This window comes from Micromonospora sp. NPDC005298 (assembly GCF_040607375.1).
Lineage (GTDB): Bacteria > Actinomycetota > Actinomycetes > Mycobacteriales > Micromonosporaceae > Micromonospora.
This window is the reverse complement of the sequence record NZ_JBEXGP010000006.1, coordinates 118,310-142,898: the sequence shown is the minus strand read 5'-3', so window position 1 is coordinate 142,898 and position 24,589 is coordinate 118,310. Positions and strand designations below refer to the sequence as shown.

Here is a 24,589-nt window from a genome sequence, read left to right as displayed (position 1 = left end):
TCCTCACCTCGCGCCGGGTCGTGGACCTGATGCGGGTGGCCTCCGAGCTCTGTCCGGGCTCACCAGCGACCGACTGAGCACCCTCGGAACCGCGCACCGCGTGGCCTGCCTGTCACGGGCGCCACGGTGCGCGCCCCACGTCACTCCCCGCCGATCCGGCCTGGCCGGATCGGTTCACCCCCATTGGAGGTACGTCATGACGACCGACCAGCCACCGCCCACCCCGCCGACGGCGGGGGAGTCCCGGCTCGCGTTCAACGAGGACTGGGTGGCGACCATTCTCGGCCTGGCCCTGCTCGCTCTCGTCCTGCTCGGTGCCATCCCCGCCGGGCTGGTGCCCTGATGACCGCCGACGCGACCCGGGCCGACGACACGACCCGCGCCACCGACGCTGTCGAGACGTCCCGGGACGGCGGGCCACCGGCGACCGACGACCCCGCCGGTGCGGCGGGCGTGGTGCGCGACGGCAGGTTCTGGGCCTGGACGGCGCTCGGCCTGCTGATCGTGATCGGTCTCGCCGCGCTCACCCGCTACCTGGAGCAGAACGTTCCCACGTGGTCCGACGGCACCGCCGTCGAGGACATCGGGGCGGCGATCGAGTATCCGGTCTACGCGATCCTGCTGGGCCTGCTCGGAAACGCCGTCGTCACGCAGCTCGGCTGGCGGGACCGGATCGCCGCCGCGTTCCGTACCGAGTTCTTCATCAAGACGGGTCTGGTGCTGCTCGGGGCGTCGATCAACCTGGCCGTCATCGCCAGCGCGGCGGGTCCGGCGATCGCCCAGGCGATCCTGCTGATCAGCGGGGTCTTCCTGTTCACCTGGTGGCTGGCCGGCCGGTTCGGGCTGGACGACAAGCTGCGCGCGTTGCTCGCCTCGGCGGTGTCGATCTGCGGTGTCAGCGCGGCGATCGCCGCAGCCGGCGCGGTCCGGGCCCGCCGGGAGCAGTTGGCGTACACGGCGAGCCTGGTCATCGCCTTCGCGCTGCCGTCCATCTTCGTCCTGCCCTGGCTGGCCGACGTGTTCGGGCTCTCCGACGCGGTGGCCGGTGCCTGGATCGGCGGCAACATCGACACGACCGCCGCGGTGACCGCCGCCGGAGCGCTCGCCGGCGAGGAGGCCCTCCAGATCGCCAGCATCGTCAAGGTCACCCAGAACGCCCTGATGGGTGTGGTCGCGGTGGCGCTCACCGCGTACTTCACGCTGCGGGTGGAGCGGCGGCCCGGCGCGGCCCGGCCGGGCCTCGGTGAGCTGTGGCGGCGTTTCCCCAAGTTCGTCCTGGGCTTCGTCGCGGCCTCGGTCATCGCCACCTGGTACCTGGACGGTGCGGGCGCGGACGGCAAGGCCACCATCGCGATCGTCAACGACCTTCGTGTCTGGTTCCTCATCCTGGCCTTCGTCAGCATCGGCCTGGAGGTCCGGGTGGCGTCCCTGAGGGAGGCCGGCTGGCGGCCGGTCGCGGTGTTCGCCAGCGCCACAGTGTTCAACCTGGCGTTGGCGCTCGCCCTGGCGTCAGTGCTGTTCCGCGGCTTCTCGGCGTGACCGGGCGCCCCGCCCCGCGACATCGAAGGGGCGGGGCGCTCAAATACTTCCGAGCACCTGACGCATAATTTCATCGATCAGTCTCACTCTTGCGGGACGGTGGCCACTACTGCCACGATGGCCGTCAATGCCTTCCGTCCCGAAGGAGTGGTCGCCATGGCGGTCTCCCGCCGCAGGTTCGTCGCGTCGGCGCTGGCGGGGTCCGCCCTCGCCGCCGTCTCCACCACCGATCTCCTCGCCAGCCCCGCGCACGCTGCCAGTCCCCCCGGGGACGTGGTCGGCAAGGTGACGGTCGGCTACCAGGGCTGGTTCAGCTGCCCCGGTGACTCGGCGCCGATCGGCGGCTGGTGGCACTGGAGCCGCGACCGCTTCCAGCCGCCGTCGCCGGCCAACACCACGATCGTGTCCTGGCCGGACATGCGGGAGTACACGCGCAGCTACCCCACCGCGTACCCCAGCCTCGGCAACGGCTCGCCGGCCACCCTCTTCTCGTCCTACGACCAGCAGACCGTGGACACGCACTTCCGCTGGATGCAGGAGTACGGCTGCGACACCGCCGCGCTGCAACGGTTCAACCCGACAGGCGACGAGGGACCGACCCGCGACGCCATGACGCAGAAGGTGCGCTCCGCCGCCGAGCGCTACGGCCGCAAGTTCTACATCATGTACGACGTCACCGACTGGCTGAGCTTCCAGACGGACATCAAGACCGACTGGACGACGAAGATGTCCGCGCACACCGCCTCCGGGGCGTACGCCCGACAGAACGGCAAGCCGGTCGTCTGCATCTGGGGGTTCGGTTTCAGCGAACCCAGCCGGCCCTTCACCCCGGGGCCGTGCCTGGAGGTCATCAACTGGTTCAAGGCGCAGGGCTGCTACGTCATCGGCGGCGTGCCCACCTGGTGGCGCCAGGGGATCGAGGACTCCCGCCCCGGCTTCCTCGACGTCTACCACGCGTTCCACGCGATCTCGCCGTGGATGGTCTACCGGGCCAGGACCGTCGAGGAGCTGGACTCGTACTACGCCAACGTCAACGTCGGCGACATGGCCGACTGCGCGGCGCGCGGCATCGACTACCTGCCCTGCGTGATGCCCGGCGACCTGGCCGGTGGGCACCGCAGGCACGGCGACTTCTACTGGCGGCACATCTACAACATGGTCCGGCTCGGCTCCCAGGGCCTGTACGTGTCCATGTTCGACGAGTACAACGAGGGCAACCAGATCGCCAAGACGTCCGAGACCCAGGCCACCACCCCGGCCGGTGCGAGCATCCGGGCGCTGGACGAGGACGGCGTGGCCTGCTCCTCCGACTACTACCTGCGGATCACCGCCGACGGCGGCCGGATGCTCAAGGGGCAGCTCGCGCTCACCGCCGTACGCCCCACCCCGCCAACTGTCGGCACCCCGCCCCCGACCAGCGGCGACCTCGCGGCCGGCCGGTCCACCTCGGCGAGCAGCCAGAACGGTCCCTTCGTGGCGTCGAACGCCGTGGACTCCGACGCCGGCAGCTACTGGGAGAGCGGCGGCGGCTCGTTCCCGCACTGGTGGCAGGTCGACCTCGGCGCCAGCCAGCAGGTCAACCGGCTCGTGGTGCGGCTGCCCGCCGGCTGGGGCGCGCGTACCCAGACCATCACCGTGCAGGGCAGCGTCGACGGCAACTCCTTCTCGACCATCGCCGGGGCCTCGGCGTTCGCCTTCGACCCGGCGACCGGCAACACCGTCACACGCACGCTGACGACCACCACGGCCCGCCACATCCGGCTGAGCATCGCCGGCAACACCGGCTGGCCGGCGGGCCAGCTCGCCAAGGTCGAGGTGTACGCCTCCAGCGGCACCACTGACAACCCGCCGACCGCCCCGAGCGGCCTCACGTCGACCGGGCGGACGGCGAGCAGCGTGTCCCTGGCCTGGACCGCCTCGACCGACGACAAGGGCGTGACCGGCTACCAGGTACGCCAGGGCGGCACCGTGGTCACCACCGTCACCGGCACCATCGCGACCGTGAGCGGGCTCGCCGCGTCCACCCCGTACACCTTCACCGTCGTCGCCCGCGACGCCGCCGGCAACACCTCGACCGCGTCGAACGCCGTCACGGTGACCACCGACGCCGCCGCCAACTCCGACCTGGCCCGAGGGCGGTCCACCAGCGAGAGCAGCCATGTGCAGAGCTACGGCTCGGGCAACGTGGTCGACGGCGACGCGAACAGCTACTGGGAGAGCGCCAACAACGCCTTCCCGCAGTGGGTGCAGGTCGACCTGGGCGCGACGCGCACGGTCGGGCGGGTGGTGCTGAAGCTGCCGCCGTCGTCGGCCTGGGCGACCCGCACGCAGACGATCGCCGTCACCGGCAGCACGGATGGGGGCAGCTTCGGCACGCTTGTCGGCTCGGCGGGGCGGACTTTCGACCCGTCGACGGGCAACCAGGTGACGCTGACCTTCAGCGCCGCGCAGACCCGTTACGTGCGGATCACGGTGACCGGGAACACCGGCTGGCCGGCCGGGCAACTGGCGGCACTGGAGGTGTACGCCAGCTGACCGGACGTGGGGCGGCGGCCGGACGCCGACCGGCGGCCGCCCCCCACCCGTGCGCCGACTACCAGATGATGATGCCGCCCTGTACCGCCCTGGCACGCCGCACGGCATCCCGCACGGTGGTCAGGTAGCGGAGGATGCGTTCCGCGTCGTAGCCGGTCCCAGCGGACAGCAGCTCGACGTTCTCCGCCAAGAGAGTGCACTCCTGGGCGAAGGCGTCGAGCTGACCGGGGAAGACCTGGAGGTGACCCCGGTTCTCGACCGTGACGTCGGCGAGTTGTGGCAGGAACGTCGCGCCCAGCTGACGAGTCACCGCGGAACCCCACAGCGAACGACGGAAGGCTTCAGCACCTACTGCCGTGCTCACGTCGGGCGGGTCCTCGAGAACCTGCCGGCCGGCGTAGGAGTCGTCGTCGGGTATCCACACCGCGATATCCAGGCTCAATCGCACACTCCCGCCAAGCTTCGACGCGTCGCTGGTAGGGCAGTATCTGGATTCCCGCCGAGGCCAAGTCGCAGCCGCACGAACCGTACCCGAATCCCATTGTCGCTGACAGTGAGCGTGAGCAAGTTTGGCGGCCTTGCCACCTACGGATCTTTCACTCCGCAGGGCCACATATCTCACCTGCACCCGGACGACTGCGCACGGATCGAGGCGGCACTCAACGAACTCGGTTACCTCATCGTCCCGAAGCACATCCTCACCGCGCCGTACGACGGGCCTAATGGCTGGGTATTCGGGCCGACAAACACTGCGACGTGGTCCACCCGCTTCTTCGATCCCCTGTGAACACACCCACCGTGACGGGTGACCTGCGCGGCGGCGCGGGCGCTGGTCGACGCGGACAGTGTCGCGCCGGCCGAGGTCCGCTGGCGGCCGTCGGCGCGTACCCTCATCGCCGACGTCGCCCGCGCGCGGCCGGCACCGGCCGGCGTGGCGTGGCTGGCCACGCTGGTCGGCCTCACCCGCTGACGGACGAGCGACGGCGCAGGTCCTCGGCCGGGTTGATGGTGCGGACCGGGTCGGGCACGGGCCCTCGGCGTTGCCACTCCCGGGGGTAGCCCAGGGAGACCTCCTCGAAGCGCACCCCGTCGTGGAACGTGGTGCGTGGGATGTGCAGATGCCCGTAGACCACTGTGGCCGCCCCGAACCGCAGGTGCCAGTCGCTGGTGCGCACGGTGCCGCACCACTGCGCGAACAGCGGGTACCGCAGCACGTCGGTGGGCTCGCGCACCAGCGGGTAGTGGTTGACGAGCACGGTCGGCAGCTCCGGGTCACGCTCGGCGAGCCGCCGTTCGGTCTGGGTGACCCGGGCGGCGCACCACGCCTCCCGGCTCGGGTACGGGTCGGGGTGCAGCAGCACCTCGTCGGTGCACACCACCCCGGCCTCGTACGCCAGCTCCAGTGACTCCTGCCTGGTCCGCGCCTCGGGCACCCGGAACGTGTAGTCGTAGAGCACGAAGAGCGGGGCGATCGTGGCCGGGCCACCCACGCCGTCCCACACCGGATAGGGATCCTCCGGGGTGACGACGCCGAGCCGCCGGCACATCGCCACCAGCTCGCGGTAGCGGGCCTCGCCGCGCAGCTCCACCGGGTCGCCCGGGGGTGTCCACAGTTCGTGGTTGCCAGGTGCCCAGACGACCTTCGCGAACCGGCTGCTCAGCACCGCCAGCGCCCATTCGACGTCGGCGAACCGCTCGCCCACGTCGCCCGGCACCAGCAGCCAGTCGTCGTCGTGGCCCGGGCGGAGTTCCTGGACGTACGCCCGGTTCTCCGGATGGCCGACGTGCAGGTCGCTGACGGCCCGGAGCCGGGGCAGATCACTCACGACCCCGAGAGTAGGCGGTCGCGGCGCGATCGGCACACCTCCGTCCTGCCGACCACCGTCGCAGGGCCGATGCGAGAAGGGGCGTCCGGTCGTCAGGCGACCAGGGTGGGTGGCGTCCGTGGCCGGCATATCCGCCGACCCGGCGGGAAAGCGGCTGACGTCCGACAGCCCGATCCGGAGCAGGAGACGAACATGCCTTTCATCACCGTGGGTACGGAAAACTCCGCGCCCATCGACCTGTACTACGAGGACCACGGATCCGGTAAGCCGGTGGTGCTGATCCACGGTTTCCCGTTCAACGGGGCGACCTGGGAGAAGGAGACCACCGCGCTGCTCAACGCCGGATACCGGACGATCACCTACGACCGGCGCGGTTACGGCAACTCCGCCCAGCCGACGTTCGGGTACGACTACAACACGTTCGCCGCGGACCTCGACGTGCTGATGACCGAACTGGACCTGAACGAGGTGACTCTGATCGGTCACTCGATGGGCACCGGTGAGGTGATCCGCTACCTGGGTAACTACGGCTCGCAGCGGGTCAGCCGGGCCGTGCTGCTCAGCCCGTTGCAGCCGATGCTGGCCAAGGCCAAGGACAACCCGGAGGGCGTCGAACGGAGTCTCTTCACCGGCTTCCAGGACGCCATCATCAAGGATCGCTTCGCCTACCTGACGTCGTTCTGCGACGCGTTCTTCAACCCGGATCAGAACATGGGCAAGCGGGTGAGCGAGGAGGCGTACCGGGCGCACTGGCAGATCGGCGCCATGGCCTCCGCCAAGGGCACCCACGACAGCGTGGACGCCTGGCAGGAGGACTTCCGCCCGGACCTGCAGAAGATCAACATTCCGGTGCTGATCGTGCAGGGTGACCAGGACCGGGTGCTGCCCTACCCGGTGACCGGTCAGCGGCTCGGACCGATGATGCCGACCGGCCAGCTCATCACGCTCAAGGGCGCGCCGCACGGCATCCCGTGGACCCACGCCGACGAGGTCAACAAGGCGATCATGGACTTCATGAAGCAGCCGGCGAAGGCGCGCGCCTGACCCGTACCGGTAGCGATCGGACGCCAGCGCCGTCAGGCGCCGCGACACCCGGCCCACGGTTCGCACCGGGGCCGGGTGTCGTCCGTGTTCAGGGCCGGCGCGCCACCACCGCGCCGTTGGCACCGGGCGCGTCGAACCGCACCGTCCGCACGTCGACGAACCCGGCGTCGGTGAGCCAGGCGGCGTACTCGGCGCCCGAGTAGTTCCGCCCGCCCTCGGTCTCGACAAGCATGTTCATCCCCATCAGGGCGGCCTCCGGTGGGCCGGTGCGCTCGTCGTTGAGCAGCAGCTCGCAGACGACGATCGCCCCGCCGGCAGGCAGCGCCGCATGGCACCGGGCCAGCAGCGCCCGGTTCGTCGGCTCGTCCCAGTCGTGCAGGATCATGCTGAGCAGGATGACGTCGTGCCCGTCCGGCAGCGCCGGGTCGGCCAGGAAGTCGCCGGGCACGGCGTCGATCCGCCCGCTCAGGCCGGCCTCCGCGATCCGCTCCCGCGCCCGTACGCAGACGTGCGGCAGGTCCAGCACGGTCGCCCGCAGCTCCGGCAGGCGGCGGCAGAACTCGATCGGGAACGCGCCGGCCCCGCCGCCGACGTCGAGCAGCCGGCGGTGCGCGGAGAAGTCGTACGCGTCGGCCAGCGCGGCGGCGGTGAAGCTGGACGTGGAGAACATCGCGTCCCAGAACTGCGCGAGCATCTCCGGGTCGGCGGTGTCGAACATCGACTGTTGGGCCTCCGGGTCCCAGGTCAGCGGCCGGTCCGTGCGCAGCGCCTCACCGATCCGGTGCCACGGCAGGTAGGTGCGCAGGTCCGAGTAGCGGACCTGCGCGCCGAAGTAGTACGGGCGACCCTCGACCAGGAACTGCTCGGCCAACTCGGTGTTGCGGTAGCCGTCACCGGCCCTCTCCAGCAGCCCCAGCGAGGCGCTGGCGGCCAGCAGCAGGTCCGCCGGCCGGTCCGGCAGACCGAACTCGGCGGCGGCCTGCTCGACGGTCATCGTCCGGCCACCGGCGAGCCGGGTGAACAGACCGAGTTCGACGCCGACCGCGAGGGTCTTGAACCCCCACACACCGGCCACCAGGCGCATGAGGGGAGTGGGAGTGATCATCCCGACATGAAAACACAGTCCGGGCGGTTCCACGATGGACCGTCACGCCCGGATCAGCGTCACCAACCCCGCCGCCACCAGCACCCCGGCCCAGAGCCGGTCCACGTTGAACCAGGCCCGACGCAGCACACCGACCCCGAACACCTGATAGACCAGCATCGCGATGACCAGGGCCGTGCCGAGCATGGCCACGGTGTGCACCCCGGCCGCCGCGAGGCCGGACAGCGCACCCACCGGCGCGGCGGCCAGGTGCCCGGAATGACCCCCGGACACCGGCTCGGCCACCAGCACCGGCAGCAGCATCAGCCCCGCGCCGTGCGCCGACGACATGAGGAACGACCAGCCCGCGAGCTGCGCCGCCGACAGCCGCATCCCGGCCCAGCGGAAGTGCCGCTCGGAGAGCAGCCGCCACAGCCCGAACGCGACGAGCAGCACGCCGCCGGCCACCGCGAGGGCGGTGCTCGCCGTCACCGACCGGGTCGCCGTCACCAGCGCGGCGACGATCCCCACCGACGCCAGATGGCCCGCCGCGATCGGTGGCAGGGAGCGCAGCAGAGCCGACGGGCTGCGCTCCTGCAGGCCCCGGGCCACCGCGAACAGCCAGCCCATCGCCGGGTTCAGGCCGTGGAACGCGCCGAGCGCGGCGAGCGTGGCCAGGGTCGCGACGGTCACGGGAAGCAGTACGAGTCGGACGACGCGTCCCCGCCCTGCAACCGGGTCTGGTGCACCCGCAGACCCCGGAACTCCTCCCCGTGCGGGAAGAACCGCGCATCGGGGGTGAGCCCACCGGAGTCCACGTCCACGTCGAGTTTCGCCAGCCAGGCACCCACCCCGTCCGGGTAGAACTGGTCGTCCCACGAGCCGTAGAGCGAGTTGCTGACGTAGACGCGCTGCCCGTCCCGGCTCACCTCGACCATCTGCGGGCCACCGGCCAACGCCTCGGCGGGCGCGGACGGATGCGCCGCGCGGCGGACGATCCCACCCAGGTGCACCGAGCCGGTCTGCACCGGGTGCAGCGGGTCGCTGACGTCGTACTGGCGCAGCTCCCCGGTGCCCCAGCAGGAGACGTAGAGGAACCGGTCGTCCACCGACAGGTCGATGTCGGTCACCAGTGGAGGCACCGCACCGAACGGCTTGAGCAGGTCGGGCAGGTCCGCCGGGTCGGCCGGTTCGGCCGGGATGTCGATCACCTTGGTGACCGCCCAGGCGTCGCCGTCGCGGTGCCACAGCCAGACCGAGGCGGACAGGTCCTCGACGCTGATCACCACCCCGACGAACCCGTACGACTTCGACGGGTCGTGCGCCGGGCGCAGCTCCAGCGGCATCTGGTACTGGTCGCCCAGGTCGACCCGCTGCACGTGCCGGCGTTTCGCGAGATCCCAGAAGTGGATGGCGTGCCCGTAGCGCCGGCCCAGCAGCAGCTCACCGACGATGCCGTCCTCGATCATCGACGGGGTGCCCCACTCGCTGGTCACCAGCACGTCCTGGGTCAGGTGCCACCACACGTCGTACGCCAGGAACTGCGGCCCCCGGTCGGCCTCCCACGCCCCGCGTACCTCGAAGGTGGTGTGGTCGAGGATCGCGATGCCGCCTGGCCCCTCCGCGCCGTCCGCGCCGCCGAGAGCGGAGAGGTAGATGCCGTCCGGGCCGCAGTGCACGGTGTGCGGCCGGGAGTAGCCGGCCCGCTTCGCCAGCTCCTCCGCCCCGATCACCTTGACCACCTGCGGCTGGCGCGGGTCGGGTTGGGTGTCCAGGACGTGGATCCGCGACGACCGCAGGCCGGGCACGATCAGGTAGCGCCGCTCGACGTGCGGGTGCGGTGCGGTCGGGCAGAGCGCGCTGCTGCACGCGTTCCAGCCGAAGTGGTGCAGCTCGTCGCCGACGTACGGCAGGTCGGTCCAGCCGACGACGTGGCCGTAGTCGGGGGAGTCCGGGTCGGTGTCCAACACCACGATGGCGTCCGGACGGCTGGCCGCGCGGTCGAAGGCCGCCACGTAGGCGAGCTTCTCCGCCGGTGCGGTCGCCGCCTCGCGGGGGGAGGGGTAGAAGGTGGGGTCGGGAGTCCAGCGGGTCATCGTGTCTCCGCTCGTCAGGTGGTGGGTACGCCGAGCCGGTCGAGCAGGTGGCGGCGCAGCGCGCCGAAGGCCGGGTCGTCCGGCGTCCGGTTGGGGGCCAGGTCGACGGGCAGGTCCGCGGCGATGCGGCAGTCGTCGAGCAGCAGGATCCGGTCGGCGAGCAGCAGTGCCTCCTCCACGTCGTGGGTGACCAGCAGGGCGGCGAAGCCGTGCTCGGCGCGCAGGCGGCGCAGCAGGATCTGCATCCGCAGCCTGGTCAGCGCGTCGAGGGCGCCGAACGGTTCGTCGAGCAGCAGCAGGTCCGGTTCGCGGACCAGCGCCCGCGCGACGGCGACGCGCTGCGCCTGCCCGCCGGACAGCTCGGCGGGCCAGGCGCGGTGCCGGTCGGCGAGCCCGACCTCGGCCAGCGCCCGCCGGACCCGCCCGGCGGTGTCCGCACCGGACAGTCCCAGCCCGACGTTCTCCGCCACCCGCTTCCAGGGCAGCAGCCGGTGTTCCTGGAAGACCACGGCGGCGGTGCCGTGCACGACGCTCGTGCCGCTGGCGTCGCCGTCCAACCCGGCGAGGATCCGCAGGAGGGTGCTCTTGCCGGAACCGCTGCCGCCGAGCAGGGCGACGACCTCGCCGCGGGCGATGGTCAGGTCGACACCGGCCAGCACGACCGTCGGCCCGAACGCGCGGCGTACCGCCCTGGCGGTGAGAACCGGCGCGGTGCCGTTCAGGTGGCCCGCAGTCCGCGACGCCATGTCAACATCCTCCTCTCCGCGACGCGCAACGCAAGGTCGGATATCAGTCCCAGCAGGGCGTAGACGAGCAGGCCGAGCACCACCACGTCGGTCTGGCTGAACTCCCGGGCCTCCATCATCAGAAAGCCGATCCCGGTCTGGGCGTTGACCTGTTCGCCGACGACCAGGCTGAGCCAGGCCGCCCCGATCGCCAGCCGCAGCCCGAGGAAGAGGGCGGGCAGCGCCCCGGGAAGCACCACGTGGCGCAGGCGCGCGGCCTGCCCGAGGCCGCAGGTGCGGGCCGCCTCCACCAGCCGTTCGTCGATGTCCCGGATGCCGGCGTAGGTGTTGAAGTACAGGGGGAAGAACGCGCCGAGCGCCACCAGGCTGATCTTGAGCGATTCGCCGATGCCGACCCAGATGATCAGCAACGGGACGAGACCGAGGTGCGGCAGCATCCGGGCCATCTGCACCGGCGGGTCGACCAGGTCGTCGCCGAGCCGCAGCAGCCCCGCCACGGTGCCCAGGATCAGGGCCAGCACACCGCCGAGCAGCAGTCCCGCCCCGGCGCGGGTGAGGGAGTCCAGCAGGTGCACGGCGAGGGTGCCGTCCCGGGTCAGCCGCCAGCCGGTCGCCAGGACCGCGCTGGGCGCCGGCAGTTTCTCCGGCGCCAGCAGTCCGGTCCGCGCGGCCACCTCCCAGGCCAGGACGAGCGCCACCGGGCTGACCAGTCGCCGCCAGCGCCGGGCCGGCCGCTGACGGGTGGGCGCGACGGGAACGACCGGGGCGACCGCACCGGGTGCCTCGACGAGCGTCGTACGGCTCACCTGAAGACCTCGCCGAACCGGTTGTCGATCCGGGACCGCAGGTCGACCGGCCCGGGGATGAGGCCCAGGGCGATGAAGCTGTCGGTGATCGCCTGGAGTTCGTCGCCGATGGCCGGGGTGACCGGGGCCAGCGGCCGGGCGCTGCGGGCCAGGGCGCGACCGGTGACGTCCTGCGGGATCTTCAGCTCCGGCGCGAGGGTGGTGGCCCGCTCCTCGGGGTGGGCGATGCCCCAGTCGGTCACCTCGCGGTAGCGCTGGAGGAAGGACCGGATCTCGTCCGGACGCTTGTCGACGGCGTCGGGGGCGGCCAGCACGTACTCGCGGTTGCTGGCCAGGCCGGTCGCGTCGGCGAGCACCTGGACCCCCGGCTGTTCGGCCAGCGCGAAGTACGGGTCCCAGATCACCCAGGCGTCGACCTGGCCGCTGTCGAACGCGGGCCGGCCCTCGGCGGGCTTGAGGTACTTGACCTGGATGTCCTTGAGGGTCATGTGGTTCGCCTCCAGCAGGCGGACCAGCAACCAGTGCACATTGGAGCCCTTGTTGAGGGCCACCGTGCGGCCCTTGAGGTCGGCGAAGCTGCGAAAGCCCCGCTCGGCCTTGACCAGCACGGCCTCACCCTGGGGAATGGGCGCCGAGGTGCCGATGATGGAGAACGGGATCTTCCCGGCCGCGGCGAAGACCGGGGGCGCCTCGCCGACCTGCCCGATGTCGATGGAGCCGGCCTTGAGCGCCTCGGTGAGCGCCGGGCCGCTCTCGAACAGTGACCACTCGACGTCCGGCGTGCCGCCGCGCGCCTTGACCAGGCTCAGCCCGCCGAACCGCTGGTACCCGATCCGGAGCTTGCCGGTGTCGCCGGCGGCGTCGGCGGACCCACCGCAGGCGCTGACGGCGGCCGTGGCGAGCAGGGCGACGGCCGTCAGCGCGGCCGTGGCCAGTCGACGGCGGTACGGGAGATGGCTGATCGAGAAGGTGCGCATGGCGGCTCCTTGGGCGAACGGGTGGGCCGGGCCGCATTGACCGGCGTACGTGCGTGGCCGGTAGCCTACTAACCCGATAGGTTTTATGGGTAGGCTGATCCCGCGATCGTCCCACCCCTCAGGAGGTGCCCGCCTCGCCGCGCGCGCCGACCGCCACGCCGACGGAGAAGAGCCCTCGATGACCCTCACCTTCCACTGGTTCCTGCCCACCAACGGCGACAGCCGCGACATCGTCGGCGGCGGACACGGCGTACCGACCGGGGCCGCCGGAGGCGCACGCCCGGCCAGCGTGGCGTACCTCGGGCAGATCGCCCGCACGGCCGAGCAACTCGGCTTCGTCGGCGCACTCACCCCCACCGGCGCCTGGTGCGAGGACGCCTGGCTGACCACGGCGATGCTCACCGAGGTCACCGAGCGCCTCAGGTTCCTGGTCGCCTTCCGCCCCGGTCTGCTGTCGCCCACCCTCGCCGCGCAGATGGCCTCGACCTTCCAACGGCTGTCCCGGGGACGACTCCTGCTCAACGTGGTCACCGGCGGCGAGTCGCAGGAGCAGCGGGCCTACGGCGACTTCCTGGACAAGGACGCCCGGTACGCGCGGGCCGACGAGTTCCTGCACGTCGTACGCGCGCTGTGGCGGGGCGAGACGGTCGACCACACCGGCGACCACCTGCGCGTCGAGCGGGCGCGGCTGCACCGGCTGCCCGACCCGACGCCGCCTGTCTACTTCGGTGGCTCGTCCGCCGCCGCCCTGCCGGTGGCGGTGCGCCACAGCGACGTCTACCTCACCTGGGGCGAGCCGCCGGCCCAGGTCGCCGACAAGCTCGACCGGGTCCGCGCGCTGGCCGCCGACGCCGGACGCGAGCTGCGCTTCGGCATCCGCCTGCACGTCATCGCCCGGGACACCGCCGAGCAGGCCTGGACGCAGGCCCGCCGCCTGCTCGACGGCATCGCCGAGGCCGACATCCAGGCCGTGCAGGACGGGCTGCGCCGCAGCGAGTCCGAGGGGCAGCGCCGGATGCTCGACCTGCACGGCGGCTCCCGCGACCGGCTGGAGATCGCGCCGAACCTGTGGGCCGGCGTCGGGCTGGTCCGTGGTGGGGCCGGCACCGCCCTCGTCGGCAGCCACAACGAGATCGCCGACCGGATCGCCGAGTACCACGCGCTCGGCATCGAAGAGTTCATCCTCTCCGGCTACCCCCACCTGGAGGAGGCGTACTGGTTCGGCGAGGGAGTGCTGCCGATCCTGCGCGACCGGGGACTGTGGCGGCACCCCGACGGCCAGCCCGGGTCCGTGGGGCAGGTCGACATCCCCTTCGCCGGGGTGCCGACGCCGGAGCCCGCCCCGGCCCGCTGACCGGGCCGAGCGACGCGACTCAGCCGGGTCGGCCGGCCAGCCTCCGGCCGACCCGCCGCGCGGCGAGACTCACCACCGTGCTGCCGGCCGCCACACCGAGCAGCACCAGAGCCGCCCCGACCGGCCACAACCCGCTGTCGTCGGTCGACGCGGCCCGCCACGACCAGGCCGCCGTGAAGGCCACCGTCATCACCGGCGCCACCAGCCACGGGCTCAACCGTGTGCCGGCGAGCGCGGCCAGCAGCACCAGCGTCAGCACGCAGCCGGCCACCTGCCACGGCGCGTACGGGCCGCTCGTCGCGCCGGTTCGCGCGTCGACCGTGTACCCGGTGTCCCAGCTCAGCCAGAGCAGCCACACCCCGACCGTGCCCGCCGCCAGGAACAGAACACCGAGCAGTGCCCGCGTACCCCTCGTCGCCGTCATCCGGCGATCATGCCTCGCGGGCCGGCGGACCGGATTGTCGCCCCGGCTGGTGACGGCGCACCGCCGGGCGAGGCGTACGGCCGCCGTTGTTCGGCGTCTTCGCCCCCGACGGGTCGACGGGTCCTATCCTCGGAAGAAATCCGCCCACCGGAGCGATCGCCGTTCACCGACGGCTCACAGGAGGCCGTGATGAGTGGCGACGACCGGCCCGCGGGCATCAGCCCGACAGCGGTTGAGGGCGCACCGGGGCTGTGGCGTGTCGACCTCCAGAGGCACGACCTCAGCATCCCGGGACGTGAGGTCGTGCAGAGCCGGGTGGAGTTCACTCCGGACTCGCCGCCGTTCAAACACTTCCATCCGGGCGAGGAGATCATCTGCGTGCTCCAGGGCTCGCTCGAGTACACGCTCGAGGGTCAGCCGCCGGTGGTGTGCGACGCCGGTGACGCGCTCACCGTGCCGTACGGCGTCCACCACCAGGCCCGCAACGTCGGTAGCGGCATCGCCGTCGAGTTGGCCACGTACGTCGTGGAGAAGGGCAAGCCGCTGCTCACCAAGGTGGAGTGAACGCTGCGGCGGCGTCGGGCCGTGCTGATTGTTCTCCGGTGATCAGCGCGGCGTCCGTCGACCGGGCACGGAGGACGCCGTCCGGTTCGTAGAATCCCTGCCATGCCGGAGATCGTCGAGTTGCTGGCCTCGCCCGTGCACCGCTTCCTGGGCCGGCCCGCCGACGGTCCGGCACCGGCCCCGCCCGACGAACTCGTCGACGTGGTCCGGATCCGTTCCGGCCTCGGCATCGTCGGTGACCGCTACTTCGGCCAGCAGGCACACCGCGACGCCAGCGTGACAGTCATCGCCCAGGAGTCCCTGCCGGCCGGCGTCGGTCTCGCCCAGGTCCGCCGCAACATTCTGACCAGCGGCATCGCGGTGGACGAACTGATCGGCCGGGTGCTGGTCCTGGACTCCGGGGACGGCCCGGTCAGCCTGCGGGTCAACCGCGCGGCCCGACCCTGCGCCTGGATGGACGTCACCGTCGGCCCCGGCGCGTGGAAGGCGCTGCGCACCACCGGCGGCATCCGGTGCACGCCGCTGGACGACGGCACCCTGCGCGTCGGCCCGGTCGACATCACGGTCGGGCCGGTGCGCGCGAGAGCCCGACCACCGACAACCCAGGACCATCCGGAGGTGGTGCGATGACGCCCGAGCTGCGCCAGCTCATCGGGGAGCTGCGGGCCGACCTGGTCCAGGACGAGCCGGCGAGCCTGGAGTACGCCCACGTCGGCGAGGGCGCCGCGATCGACGCCCTGCCGGCCGGCCTCCCGGCCGACCTGCGGGACCTGCTGCTGGTGGCCGACGGCCTGCGCGCCGGCCGGGTCGAGCTGGCGTCCGCGTCGGCCCTCGCCGGCATCCAGTACCACCTCGACTACGCCCCGGACTTCTCCACCATCCCGCAGGACCGGGCGGGGTGGTTGGTGATCGGCACCTGCGGCGACGAGCCGATCCTCATGGACCGCGGCACCGGCGCCGTCTGGTACTTCCCGCCGACCGGCACCGAGTGGTTCATGTCCGACGCGTTCGAGGAGCTGGCCCCCGACCTGGGCTCCTTCGTGGACTACTACGTGCTCGGCCCGGGCTACGCCGAGCTGGCCCCGGCCGACGACCGGTGGTTCGCGTTCCTCGACGAGCAGGACCTGCTCGACGAGGACGAGGACGAGGAACCGTGACGGGGGTCAGATCGGGCTGATGTGCGCGGCGAGGACCCGCCAGCCGTGCGGATCGTCGTGTACCCAGGTCCGCGTGTAGCGCAGGCGCACCGACATCGGCACCCCGTCGAACACGCCAGCCACCCGGCCGAGGAAGAGCGTCACACCGGTCGAGCCGACCACGAGCAGGTCCAGCTCCTCCTCGACCAACTCCTCGATCACCGAGGTGCGGTCCCGGTACGCGGTCAGGTCGTCCTCCTTGCGGTACGAGCGGCCGTCCGGACCGACGGCGATCAACTGGTCGAAGAGCAACTGGTCGAGGGCGGCGACGTCACCGGCCCGCTGGGCGGCCTGGAGAGTGCGCTCGGCATCGAGCAGTTCGGCCTCACGTTCGCTGTCCGGCATGGTGTCGCCCTCCCGATCGGGTCCGCCCGGGGTCATCGTCCGACCGGGCTGTCCGCATTGTGGCAGCAGGAGGGCGCAGCCACGTGCGGATCCGCGTCCGGGTGCGTCGCGCCGGGCGTGGGCCCCCGGCCGGCCGCTGACTAGGCTGCTGTCGTGACTGACCGAGGCGCGTCCGCCGCTGACCCGGCGTACCGCGTCGAGGACGTTGTCCGGGAGATCCTCGCGGTCGTCCCGGCCGGGTGCACCTGGCTGCGCCCGGTGCACGACGGCGGCGTGGTCGTCGACTTCCGGGTCGCGGCCACCAGCGGGCCGGGCCACGACATCTACGGCCGTGGGGTCGGCCGGGTGGGCCGGCTGCTCAGCGAGTTGTACCCGAAGATGATCGACGGTCCCCTCTGGCGGCTGTACCAGGAGGTGATCGCCACCGGATCGCCCGGCCGTCTGGCCGACTTCCGGTACGCGGAGGAACTCGCGGGCGTCGTCGCCGACTCGCTGTTCGACGTGCAGGTGGACCGGGTGCTCGGTGGCCTGCTGGTCGCCTGGCGCCGGCTGGACGAGGACCGGCGCCGGTTGGCGCGTACCGAACTGTTGGGCAGCCTCGGCTGGGCCGAGTACGACCTGGCCAGCGGGGTCAGCCAGTGGTCACCCGGGATGTACCGGATCTTCGAGCGGGATCCGGCGCTGGGTCCGCTGTCCCGCGCCGAGCAGGCGGCGGCCATGCTCCCCGCCGACCGGATGCTGGGCGAGGTGGCCTGGCAGACGCTTGACAGCGGGGCGTCGTCGGACGTCACGGTCCGGTTCCAGGCGGCGAGTTCGGTGAAGTACCTGCGGGTCCTCTCCGACGCCTCCCGGGACGCGGCCGGCGCACCGCTGAAGATCCACGCCGTGGTGCAGGACGTGACCGCGCGGGTGGACTCGCGGACCGCCATCGAGCGGCTCAGCGACCAGCTCCGGACCCGGGAGATCACCGCGCTGGCCGAACACCGGCTGGCCGGGCAGTTGCAGAACCTGATCCAGCCGGTGCCTCGCGACGTGTTCGGGCTGGCCGGCCTGGAGGCGATGGTCACCTACCTGCCAGCGGAGAGCGCCGCCCGGGTGGGCGGGGACTGGTACCACGCCCAGAACCTGCCGGACGGCACGGTCGTGCTCGTCGTCGGCGACGTCGCCGGTCACGGTCTGGACGCCGCCAGCGGGATGGCGCACCTGCGCTTCGCCCTGGTGGCCTGGCTGTCGATCGGCATCCACGACCCGTCGGTGCTGCTGGGCCACCTCAACCGACTCTGCGCGCAGCTCAAGATCACCGCCACGGCGGTGGTCGCCGTCTACGACCCGGCGACCCGGGTGCTGCGCTGGGCACGCGCCGGACACCTGGCGCCGCTGCTGTCCCGCGCCGGCGACACCGGCCCGCTCGACCTTCCACCGGGGATGCTGCTGGGTGCCAGCGCCGACGCGACGTACGGGCAGCGCACGCCGCGCCTGTGCACCGGTGACCTGGTGCTGTTCTACACCGACGGGCTGGTGGAACGGCGGGTGCCCGCCGACGCGCTGCTGGAGCAGGTGACCGCGACGTTGTCCGCGTTCACCGCCGGGTCGGGGGAGCCGGCCCTCGGTCGACTGCGCGACCTGCTGCACCACCCCAACCCGGACGACGACACCTGCACCCTGGCCGTGCGCGTGCTGCCCTGACCGACGTCGCCGGCCGGGTCACAGCTCCAGCCGGATCCGTACGACGGTCCCCTCCGGCGCGCTGAACACGGCGACCTCGTCGCAGACCTTCTCGACGATGGCGAGCCCTCGCCCGCGTACCGCCTCGGCGGCCGGCATGCCCCGACCGAACGTCCGCGTCGGCCCCTGGTCGACGACGTCGCAGACCAGGTGGCCCGCCTCGGTCCAGAGCCGGATCCGGCCGCCGCCGGTCGTGTGCTGAAGCGTGTTGGTGGCCAGCTCGCTCACCGCCAGCGCCAGCAGCTCCAGTCGGTGCGGTGCCAGACCCCGGGCCGAGGCGCCGGCGCAGACGAACGCCCGCAGCGCCCGCAGATCGGTCGCCACCTGGTACGCCATGGTGTCCGTGGCAGGGGCGGACGTGGCCTGCTCGGTCACGGTCTCCCGCCGGTCGGCCGGCATCAGCCGGCCAGCTGCGGGTCGTCGGCGGGCGGGCTCAGCAGGTGTCCCACGCCGGTGATGTCCAGCACGGTGGCGACCGGCCCGTCGGCGTTCACCGCGTAGAGCCGCCGGCCGTCCGCGTGCGCGGAACGGTGGGCCGTCACCAGGGTGTGCAGGCCGGTGGAGTCCAGGAACCGCAGCCCGCCCACGTCGACCACCACGACTGGTGCGCCGCGCACCGCCGAGGCCAGCACGGAGGTCAGCTCGTCCCGGGCGGCCAGGTCACACTCGCCGGTCAGGGTGACCACGATCCGCCCGGGCGCGGTGGACGTCCGGGCCTCGAAGTGGGGCATCGGGAAGCAACACCCTTCCTGGTAGCGACGGCTTGTGGGCACATCATGCCACCCGCCGCCGGAAGGACCGTGTCGTCCGTTCGGGCGTGATCAACAACGGCCCGTTCCCGCCCGTTCGGCCGGACGGTACCGGTCGGGCGCGGCCTTGCGCCCCGGACGACCTACGGGCGGATGTCGAGCGCCCCGATCAGGCCGTCGCGCAGCGTGAACCGGTACCGCAGCTCCACCGGGCTGCCGGGGAAGGTGCCGCTCACCCGGACGAGGACCTGGTACGAGTCGCCCGCCTGGGGCGCCACCCGCAGCGGCTCGGCCGTGTACGAGTACGCGTCCATCGACTTCTGCCGCCACGCGCGGATCGAGGCCCGCCCCTCGTACAGCCGGTCCTCGTCCGCCACGCTCGCCGTGTCCGCGAAGCACGCCGCGAAGGCGTCCAGGTCGCCGTCGTCGACGGCCCGGAAGTACCGGTCGATCACGTCGGGCAGGTCGACCGCCATCTGCTCCTCCTGCGCCGCGGGCCACCCTCGGGCGGCCGCCGTCTCCCGGTCCACCTCACCGTACGAGACCGGGCCGGAGCCGCGCGGAGCAACGAACAGAACGCGCCGGGTTTGCCGCTGGTCGGCCCGGGTAGCCACGCGTTTCCGGAGCGAGAGGCGGGGGCATGGCCGAGCTGACGTTCGTCGACAAGGTTGCCGCGCGGGCTGGTGTGTCGCCGCAGCAGGCGCGCCCACTGACCGAGGCGGTCCTGCGGACCCTCACCGAGCGGCTCAGCGGCGGGGAGGCCGCCGCGCTCGCGCCCCACCTGGCCGCCGAGCTCAGCCCACTGCTGGTCAAGGCCGCCGAGGCGCCGGAGGCGTTCGGGTTCGACGAGTTCCTGCGCCGGGTCGCCGACCGCGCCGACACGGACCGGTCCGCCGCCGAGCGCGGCACCCGGGCCGTGCTCCAGACCATGCACCGGGTGGTCGGGCACCGGGAGTTCGAGGACGCGCTGTCCCAACTCCCGGCGGACCTGCGGGCGTTGGCCCAGCCGTTGCCGCACGGCCCCTGACCGGGCGCCGGGTCGACCACCGTGGGCGGGGCCCGACCGTCGACCGGCCGGACCCCGCCGCCGGCGCTAGCTGGCGTTGACCACCCACCTCTGGTGCGCGCCACCGGAGTTGGTGCCGATCTGGATCTGGGTGCCGTCGGCGGTGCCCGCGCCGGCGGCCTCCAGGACCTTGCCCGACTGCGGGTTGCGGATCGACCCGTCTGACTGCGGTTGCCACACCTGCGCGCCGGTGCCGTTGCACGTCCACAACTGCACCTTCGTGCCGTCGGCGGTGCCCGCGTTGTCGATGTCCAGGCACTTGCCGAGGACCCGGTACGTGTCGCCGACGCGGCTCCACGACTGGGCGCCGGTGCCGTTGCACGTCCAGAGCTGGATCTTCGTGCCGTCGGCCGTGCCGGCGTTGTCCACGTCCAGGCACTTGCCACCGACACCGGTGATGCTGCCCGCGCCGCCGGCGCCGGCGTACACCTCCAGTTCGTAGATCCGTGCGGCCGGGTCGGTGGTGCTGGTCGGCGCGGTGATGGCCAACCGGATGTGGCGGGTGCCCGGTGCGACCACGTCGTGCGTGGTGGTGCTCGCCGTGTTGCCAGCGACCGTGGCCCGGGTGGTCCAGGTCGTGCCGTCGGGGCTGGACGCGACCGTGAAGTCCCGGGTGTTCCAGGCGGTGTTCTCACCGCCCGCGCCGGCGTGCTTGACCACCACCCGGTTCACCGCGTACGGGGCGCCCAGGTCCACCTGGAGGTACTTCGTGGTGCCCTTGGAGCACCACTTGTCGCCGTTGCCGCCGGAGACGCTGCCGTTGACGGCCTTGGCCGGGCTCTCCGTCGTCGAGCAGGAGCTGTCGGCGGTGGCCGCCTTGTTGAGCGCCAGGTTGGTTCCGCCACCGGGTGGCGGGGTGACGCCCGGGATGGCGTTCAGCGTGTACCACGCCTCGGTGCTCCACAGTGACTGGCCGCTGGTGGAGGTGAACGGGCGCGGCGAGCGCAGGTGCACCACCCGGCCGGCCTTGCGGCCGTCCACGGCGAGGGTGACCTTCCTGCCGTCCGCCGAGAGGGTGGCCGAGGTGACGGTGAGCGTCTCCTCGTCGATCTTCGGGCCGCCGTAGCTGGACGTCGCCACGTACCGCCATTGCTTGATCTTGTAGTGGGCGGCCAGCTCGGCTGCCGTCTCCGCCGACACGGGCCGGGTGTACTCCACCTCGAACCCGGCGGTGGTGGCCCGCATGGCCAGCATCTCGAACGCCGTGGTGCTGTTCGGGGTGAGCTTCTGCAGGCCGTACGACAGCTTGCCGGTCTGGCCCCAGTTGCCGCCCGCGCCGAGCCCGCCGACGTAGATCGCGCCGTCCGGGCCGACGTTGACCTCCGAGACGCCCGCCTCCAGGCCCTGGGTGAGCCGGAACAGGGCGCCCTGGTACTCGCCGTTGACCTTCTCCACGTACGCCCGCTGGAGACCGCCGTAGGTGACGTCGCCGATGAGGAACTGCCCGGGGTAGCGGCCGCTGGTCAGGTACAGCGGGGTGCTCGGCGAGTTGGCGATCTCGTTCTGCGGCATCCAGAGCACCGGCGCGGTGACCGGGTTGGCGTCGAACGGGCCCGCCGGGTTGGTGAAGTGGTTGAAGAAGCGGCCCTGCTTGACGTGCAGCAGCTTCGACGAGGGCAGCCAACCGCCCTGGTTGTCGGTGACGAAGATGCCGCCCTCGGGACCCCAACCGATGCCGTGCGGGGTACGCAGGCCACCGGCGACGTAGCTGACCGCGCCGGTGTCCTTGTTGACCTTCAGGGTGGTGCCCCGGTTGACGGCCGGCTGCGGGTTGGTCGTCGCGCCACCGGAGTTGATCGACACCGACAGGTTCAGGTAGAAGAACCCGTCCTGGTAGAGCAGGCCGAACGCGAACTCGTGGAAGTTCCCGCCGTACGGCCAGGTGGCCACGGTGTCCAGCCGCTCGGCCACCTCGTCACCCGTGGTGCTCACCAGCCGGGTCAGCCGCTGCTTCTCCGAGACGTAGACCACACCGTCGACGACCTTGAGCCCCATCGGCTCCTTGAGGCCGCCAGCGATCTTCTTGGTGGTCACCGCGCCCGGCGTCGTCGACCCGGCGGTGTTGCCGAGGATCCACACCTCGCCGTCCTGGGACGTGCCGGACTGGTCGCTGCCGCCCCAGGTCGAGATGACCAGCCGGCCGTCGGGCAGCCAGTCCATGCCGGTGACCTTCGGCTGGAAGCCGCTGGGCCGCAGGTTGGTCAGCGTGTAGCCGGGGTGCACCCCGGTCAGCGGCAGACCGTCACCGGGGGAGTCGGTGACCCCCTCGCACTCCTTGCGACCCGGCGCGGTGACCCGGACCACGCCCGCGTCGGTGCTCAGCACCGAGTTCGGTACGACCACGAAGGACGACGAGCCGGGTGTACGCCACTCCAGGGTGATCTGCTGCCCGCCGTCGCGCTCGAAGTGGTCGATGCGCAGCGGATGCAGACCGGCGGCGAGGGTGACGGTGCCCTCCTTGGGCGGGGTGGCGCCGTGCAGGCCGTCGTGGTTGATCACCACGCTGTTGTCGATCGCCAGCTTGGAGCCGTCGTCGCTGCTGAGCCGGAACGTGTAGCTGCCGGCCTGGGAGATGGTGATGTTGCCGAGCACCTGCGAGACGAAGTAGTTGTCGAAGCCGAAGTCGGCCGTCGACGTCCAGTTGATCGTGGACATCAGTTTGTCCACGTTCGGGGTCTGCGCGGGCTTGAGGGTGCAGATCTCGGAGAGCGGCACCTGCACGTCGAAGACGCGCAGCGTGACGCCCGGTTCCTGTTCGGGGGCGGCGCTGGCCGGGTCGGCCCAGAGGCCGCCGGCGAGGACGAGTGCCAGCGCACCCAGGAGGGGACTGCGGAGTCGGCGTAGCAGCCGTGTGCCCATCGTTCCTCCAGAGGAGATCGGAGTGTCCGACGGCCGGCGTACGAAGCGGTGGTGTGAGGCGGTGGCCGCCGGCCCGGCTCCGAAACGCCCTCGACGCCGACGAGTGACGATCCGGAAACACCGGGTTGATGGGTCGAGACATTAAGGGGTTTCGATTGCGCTGTCCATGGCTTCGCGTCGATACATCAAAAGTTCCCCATGTTCGTACGAAAGTCGGGGCTGGACGCGTCGTACCGCCAGGTGTGTCGCCCGGCTCTAACGCCGGCCCCGGCGGGCCGGCTTGCGACTCGTGCCGCCCCGTTGACGTGCGACGCCGCCGGACTGGCGGGTGGTGCCGGCGGGTCGGCGGGCGGCGCCGGTCGACCGGCCCGGGGCGGGCTTGCGCCGGGCCGCCACCACGACGATCGCGCCGACGACGAGCACCACGCCGGCGGGGAGCAGCCAGGGCGGCAGGCCACCGTCCGCCGGAGGTGCGGTCGGCCCGGCCACCGGCGCGCCGGTCGTCGTCGCCGGTGCGGCCGTCGCGGACGAGTGGTCGCCCTCGGCCAGGGCCAGCAGGGCCGGCTCCGGCCCGTTCGTGGGGGCAGTCCAGCCGGCCGGCGCCGCCGTGCCGGGGCCCTGGTAGTCGAACGTGACGTCGCCCCGCACCGCCTCACCGTCGGACGCGACGGAGAGGTAGCTGGCCGTGTAGCGGCCCTTCGCCGGCCAGTGCGCCACGGTCACCATGGCGGGGAAGCCGGTGTGGTACAGCCGCGGCTCGAACACGCCGTTGACCATGAAGTACTCGGTGACCGGCTTGTCCAGCCGCTTCGGCTCACCGAACGACCAGCCGTTGTCCACCCGCGACCCGTTCGGCCCGGTGATGGTGAAGTGCGCGTTCGCGGCCGGCTTCTCGGTGAAGTACAACGCCAACCGGTCCAGCGGCTCGCGTACCACCGTCCCGGTCAGCGGGGTCGACGTCGCCAACTGCCCGTGCGCGGACGCCGGCGCGGCGGGCAGTGCCAGCGACACCACCGCCGCCGCGGCCACCGCCGCCGCGACCCGGCCCAGGACCGTACGCACAGTGACCAGCCTCGATCGCATTCGTTCATCATGGTCATTTCCCAGTCGCCGAACAAGACGTAGAGTTCTCCTCCCCGACGATCAGTTCCACCCCCGTCCCCCTCGCGTCGTTCGGAGTCCACCCGTGCTCGTCCGTACCCCCGCTCTCCGCACCTCCGGCGCCCTCGCCGCCGGCCTGCTCGCCACCCTGCTCGCCGCCGGTTGCGGGGAGAGCGACGACCCGTCCGTGGCGACCTCCTCGACGCCGACGACGACCGCCGCCGCGTCGCCGAGCGCCACCACCGCGGCGGCCAGTCCGACACCTGCCGCCACCACCAGCATCCCCAGCGCGGACGTTGAGATCATCTTGCGGATCGCCAAGCGGCGGGTCGATCCGCCCACCGGCCGGGTCACCGTCGCCAAGGGCGAGCTGGTCCGGATCACCGTCACCTCCGACGTGCCGGACGAGCTGCACGTGCACGGGTACGACGTGGGCGCCCGACTGCCAGCCGGCACCCCCGGCTCGGTCGAGTTCCGCGCCGACAAGACCGGGCTGTTCGAGGTGGAGACGCACGAGACCGAGCTGGTGCTGGTCCAGCTCGTCGTCCGCTGA

Annotated in this window: 28 protein-coding genes; 13 read left to right on the top strand and 15 right to left on the bottom strand. The window is 72.0% G+C overall.

Going from position 1 to position 24,589, the window contains the following annotated elements:
• Positions 1 to 196 precede the first annotated feature (196 nt).
• From ABZS77_RS13895 to ABZS77_RS13885, 3 genes are all read left to right on the top strand, one after another.
• Positions 197 to 343: a hypothetical protein gene (locus ABZS77_RS13895; RefSeq protein WP_354822298.1), complete on the top strand. Its 147-nt coding sequence runs from the start codon at positions 197 to 199 to the stop codon at positions 341 to 343.
• Entirely contained in the window at positions 343 to 1,539 is a 1,197-nt protein-coding gene (locus tag ABZS77_RS13890) for a putative sulfate exporter family transporter (protein ID WP_354822296.1), read from the top strand. The genes ABZS77_RS13895 and ABZS77_RS13890 overlap by 1 nt, the downstream gene beginning before the upstream one ends.
• 156 nt (positions 1,540 to 1,695) lie before the next feature.
• A complete protein-coding gene (locus tag ABZS77_RS13885; protein WP_354822294.1) occupies positions 1,696 to 4,074 on the top strand; it encodes a discoidin domain-containing protein in 2,379 nt (792 codons plus the stop codon).
• A 58-nt stretch (positions 4,075 to 4,132) separates the two neighbouring features.
• Here ABZS77_RS13885 and ABZS77_RS13880 read toward each other — a convergent pair whose 3' ends face one another.
• Positions 4,133 to 4,384, bottom strand: a complete 252-nt coding sequence (locus tag ABZS77_RS13880; RefSeq protein ID WP_354822292.1) for a hypothetical protein — start codon at positions 4,382 to 4,384, stop codon at positions 4,133 to 4,135.
• 243 nt (positions 4,385 to 4,627) lie between these two features.
• Here ABZS77_RS13880 and ABZS77_RS13875 point away from each other — a divergent pair, with 243 nt between their 5' ends.
• Positions 4,628 to 4,861 carry a hypothetical protein gene (locus ABZS77_RS13875; RefSeq protein ID WP_354822290.1) on the top strand — a complete coding sequence of 78 codons (234 nt, stop codon included), beginning with the start codon at positions 4,628 to 4,630 and terminating at the stop codon, positions 4,859 to 4,861.
• An 18-nt stretch (positions 4,862 to 4,879) separates the two neighbouring features.
• Positions 4,880 to 5,044: a hypothetical protein gene (locus ABZS77_RS13870; protein WP_354822288.1), complete on the top strand. Its 165-nt coding sequence runs from the start codon at positions 4,880 to 4,882 to the stop codon at positions 5,042 to 5,044.
• Here ABZS77_RS13870 and ABZS77_RS13865 read toward each other — a convergent pair.
• Positions 5,034 to 5,900 (bottom strand): metallophosphoesterase, encoded by an 867-nt coding sequence (locus ABZS77_RS13865; RefSeq protein WP_354822286.1) that lies wholly within the window; start codon positions 5,898 to 5,900, stop codon positions 5,034 to 5,036. The two genes, ABZS77_RS13870 and ABZS77_RS13865, sit on opposite strands and share 11 nt — an antisense overlap.
• A gap of 192 nt (positions 5,901 to 6,092) precedes the next feature.
• Between ABZS77_RS13865 and ABZS77_RS13860 the strand changes: the two genes are divergently transcribed.
• Positions 6,093 to 6,944 (top strand): alpha/beta hydrolase, encoded by an 852-nt coding sequence (locus tag ABZS77_RS13860; protein WP_354822284.1) that lies wholly within the window; start codon positions 6,093 to 6,095, stop codon positions 6,942 to 6,944.
• An 88-nt stretch (positions 6,945 to 7,032) separates the two neighbouring features.
• On the opposite strand, the gene ABZS77_RS13855 is transcribed toward ABZS77_RS13860, so the two are convergent.
• From ABZS77_RS13855 to ABZS77_RS13830, 6 genes are read right to left on the bottom strand one after another with little or no spacing between them, the layout of a single operon-like run.
• Positions 7,033 to 8,049, bottom strand: coding sequence for a methyltransferase (locus ABZS77_RS13855; RefSeq protein ID WP_354822282.1), 1,017 nt, complete (start codon positions 8,047 to 8,049; stop codon positions 7,033 to 7,035).
• Between the two features lie 42 nt (positions 8,050 to 8,091).
• Entirely contained in the window at positions 8,092 to 8,721 is a 630-nt protein-coding gene (locus ABZS77_RS13850; protein WP_354822280.1) for a hypothetical protein, read from the bottom strand.
• A complete protein-coding gene (locus ABZS77_RS13845; RefSeq protein ID WP_354822278.1) occupies positions 8,718 to 10,124 on the bottom strand; it encodes a selenium-binding family protein in 1,407 nt (468 codons plus the stop codon). Before ABZS77_RS13845 ends, ABZS77_RS13850 begins: the two co-directional genes overlap by 4 nt.
• A 14-nt stretch (positions 10,125 to 10,138) precedes the next feature.
• The gene (locus ABZS77_RS13840) at positions 10,139 to 10,870 is read right to left on the bottom strand and encodes an ABC transporter ATP-binding protein (protein ID WP_354822276.1); all 732 of its coding nucleotides are present in this window, start codon (positions 10,868 to 10,870) and stop codon (positions 10,139 to 10,141) included.
• Positions 10,843 to 11,676 (bottom strand): ABC transporter permease subunit, encoded by an 834-nt coding sequence (locus ABZS77_RS13835; RefSeq protein ID WP_354822274.1) that lies wholly within the window; start codon positions 11,674 to 11,676, stop codon positions 10,843 to 10,845. The genes ABZS77_RS13840 and ABZS77_RS13835 overlap by 28 nt, the downstream gene beginning before the upstream one ends.
• Positions 11,673 to 12,653 (bottom strand): aliphatic sulfonate ABC transporter substrate-binding protein, encoded by a 981-nt coding sequence (locus tag ABZS77_RS13830; RefSeq protein WP_354822272.1) that lies wholly within the window; start codon positions 12,651 to 12,653, stop codon positions 11,673 to 11,675. The genes ABZS77_RS13835 and ABZS77_RS13830 overlap by 4 nt, the downstream gene beginning before the upstream one ends.
• 178 nt (positions 12,654 to 12,831) lie before the next feature.
• Between ABZS77_RS13830 and ABZS77_RS13825 the strand changes: the two genes are divergently transcribed.
• Positions 12,832 to 14,007 (top strand): LLM class flavin-dependent oxidoreductase, encoded by a 1,176-nt coding sequence (locus tag ABZS77_RS13825; RefSeq protein ID WP_354822270.1) that lies wholly within the window; start codon positions 12,832 to 12,834, stop codon positions 14,005 to 14,007.
• 19 nt (positions 14,008 to 14,026) lie between these two features.
• Here ABZS77_RS13825 and ABZS77_RS13820 read toward each other — a convergent pair whose 3' ends face one another.
• On the bottom strand, positions 14,027 to 14,431 hold the full coding sequence (locus ABZS77_RS13820; RefSeq protein WP_354822268.1) for a hypothetical protein: 405 nt from the start codon (positions 14,429 to 14,431) through the stop codon (positions 14,027 to 14,029).
• A gap of 189 nt (positions 14,432 to 14,620) precedes the next feature.
• Here ABZS77_RS13820 and ABZS77_RS13815 point away from each other — a divergent pair, with 189 nt between their 5' ends.
• From ABZS77_RS13815 to ABZS77_RS13805, 3 genes are all read left to right on the top strand, one after another.
• On the top strand, positions 14,621 to 14,995 hold the full coding sequence (locus tag ABZS77_RS13815; RefSeq protein ID WP_354822266.1) for a cupin domain-containing protein: 375 nt from the start codon (positions 14,621 to 14,623) through the stop codon (positions 14,993 to 14,995).
• Positions 14,996 to 15,097: 102 nt separating this feature from the next.
• On the top strand, positions 15,098 to 15,625 hold the full coding sequence (locus tag ABZS77_RS13810; RefSeq protein ID WP_354822264.1) for a molybdenum cofactor biosysynthesis protein: 528 nt from the start codon (positions 15,098 to 15,100) through the stop codon (positions 15,623 to 15,625).
• Positions 15,622 to 16,152: an SUKH-4 family immunity protein gene (locus tag ABZS77_RS13805; protein ID WP_354822262.1), complete on the top strand. Its 531-nt coding sequence runs from the start codon at positions 15,622 to 15,624 to the stop codon at positions 16,150 to 16,152. The genes ABZS77_RS13810 and ABZS77_RS13805 overlap by 4 nt, the downstream gene beginning before the upstream one ends.
• Positions 16,153 to 16,158: 6 nt before the next feature.
• On the opposite strand, the gene ABZS77_RS13800 is transcribed toward ABZS77_RS13805, so the two are convergent.
• A complete protein-coding gene (locus ABZS77_RS13800; RefSeq protein ID WP_354822260.1) occupies positions 16,159 to 16,536 on the bottom strand; it encodes a nuclear transport factor 2 family protein in 378 nt (125 codons plus the stop codon).
• Between the two features lie 153 nt (positions 16,537 to 16,689).
• Between ABZS77_RS13800 and ABZS77_RS13795 the strand changes: the two genes are divergently transcribed.
• On the top strand, positions 16,690 to 18,222 hold the full coding sequence (locus tag ABZS77_RS13795; protein WP_354822258.1) for a SpoIIE family protein phosphatase: 1,533 nt from the start codon (positions 16,690 to 16,692) through the stop codon (positions 18,220 to 18,222).
• 18 nt (positions 18,223 to 18,240) lie between these two features.
• On the opposite strand, the gene ABZS77_RS13790 is transcribed toward ABZS77_RS13795, so the two are convergent.
• From ABZS77_RS13790 to ABZS77_RS13780, 3 genes are all read right to left on the bottom strand, one after another.
• Positions 18,241 to 18,660, bottom strand: coding sequence for an ATP-binding protein (locus ABZS77_RS13790; protein ID WP_354822256.1), 420 nt, complete (start codon positions 18,658 to 18,660; stop codon positions 18,241 to 18,243).
• The gene (locus ABZS77_RS13785; RefSeq protein ID WP_354822254.1) at positions 18,660 to 18,992 is read right to left on the bottom strand and encodes an STAS domain-containing protein; all 333 of its coding nucleotides are present in this window, start codon (positions 18,990 to 18,992) and stop codon (positions 18,660 to 18,662) included. The genes ABZS77_RS13790 and ABZS77_RS13785 overlap by 1 nt, the downstream gene beginning before the upstream one ends.
• A gap of 161 nt (positions 18,993 to 19,153) precedes the next feature.
• Positions 19,154 to 19,540, bottom strand: coding sequence for a nuclear transport factor 2 family protein (locus ABZS77_RS13780; RefSeq protein WP_354822251.1), 387 nt, complete (start codon positions 19,538 to 19,540; stop codon positions 19,154 to 19,156).
• A 110-nt stretch (positions 19,541 to 19,650) separates the two neighbouring features.
• On the opposite strand from ABZS77_RS13780, the gene ABZS77_RS13775 reads away from it, so the two are divergent.
• Positions 19,651 to 20,037: a DUF2267 domain-containing protein gene (locus ABZS77_RS13775; protein WP_354822249.1), complete on the top strand. Its 387-nt coding sequence runs from the start codon at positions 19,651 to 19,653 to the stop codon at positions 20,035 to 20,037.
• A gap of 66 nt (positions 20,038 to 20,103) precedes the next feature.
• Here ABZS77_RS13775 and ABZS77_RS13770 read toward each other — a convergent pair whose 3' ends face one another.
• Positions 20,104 to 22,935: a ricin-type beta-trefoil lectin domain protein gene (locus ABZS77_RS13770; RefSeq protein ID WP_354822247.1), complete on the bottom strand. Its 2,832-nt coding sequence runs from the start codon at positions 22,933 to 22,935 to the stop codon at positions 20,104 to 20,106.
• A 255-nt stretch (positions 22,936 to 23,190) separates the two neighbouring features.
• On the bottom strand, positions 23,191 to 24,018 hold the full coding sequence (locus tag ABZS77_RS13765) for a copper resistance protein CopC (protein WP_354822245.1): 828 nt from the start codon (positions 24,016 to 24,018) through the stop codon (positions 23,191 to 23,193).
• 103 nt (positions 24,019 to 24,121) lie between these two features.
• Between ABZS77_RS13765 and ABZS77_RS13760 the strand changes: the two genes are divergently transcribed.
• Positions 24,122 to 24,589: a hypothetical protein gene (locus tag ABZS77_RS13760; RefSeq protein WP_354822243.1), complete on the top strand. Its 468-nt coding sequence runs from the start codon at positions 24,122 to 24,124 to the stop codon at positions 24,587 to 24,589.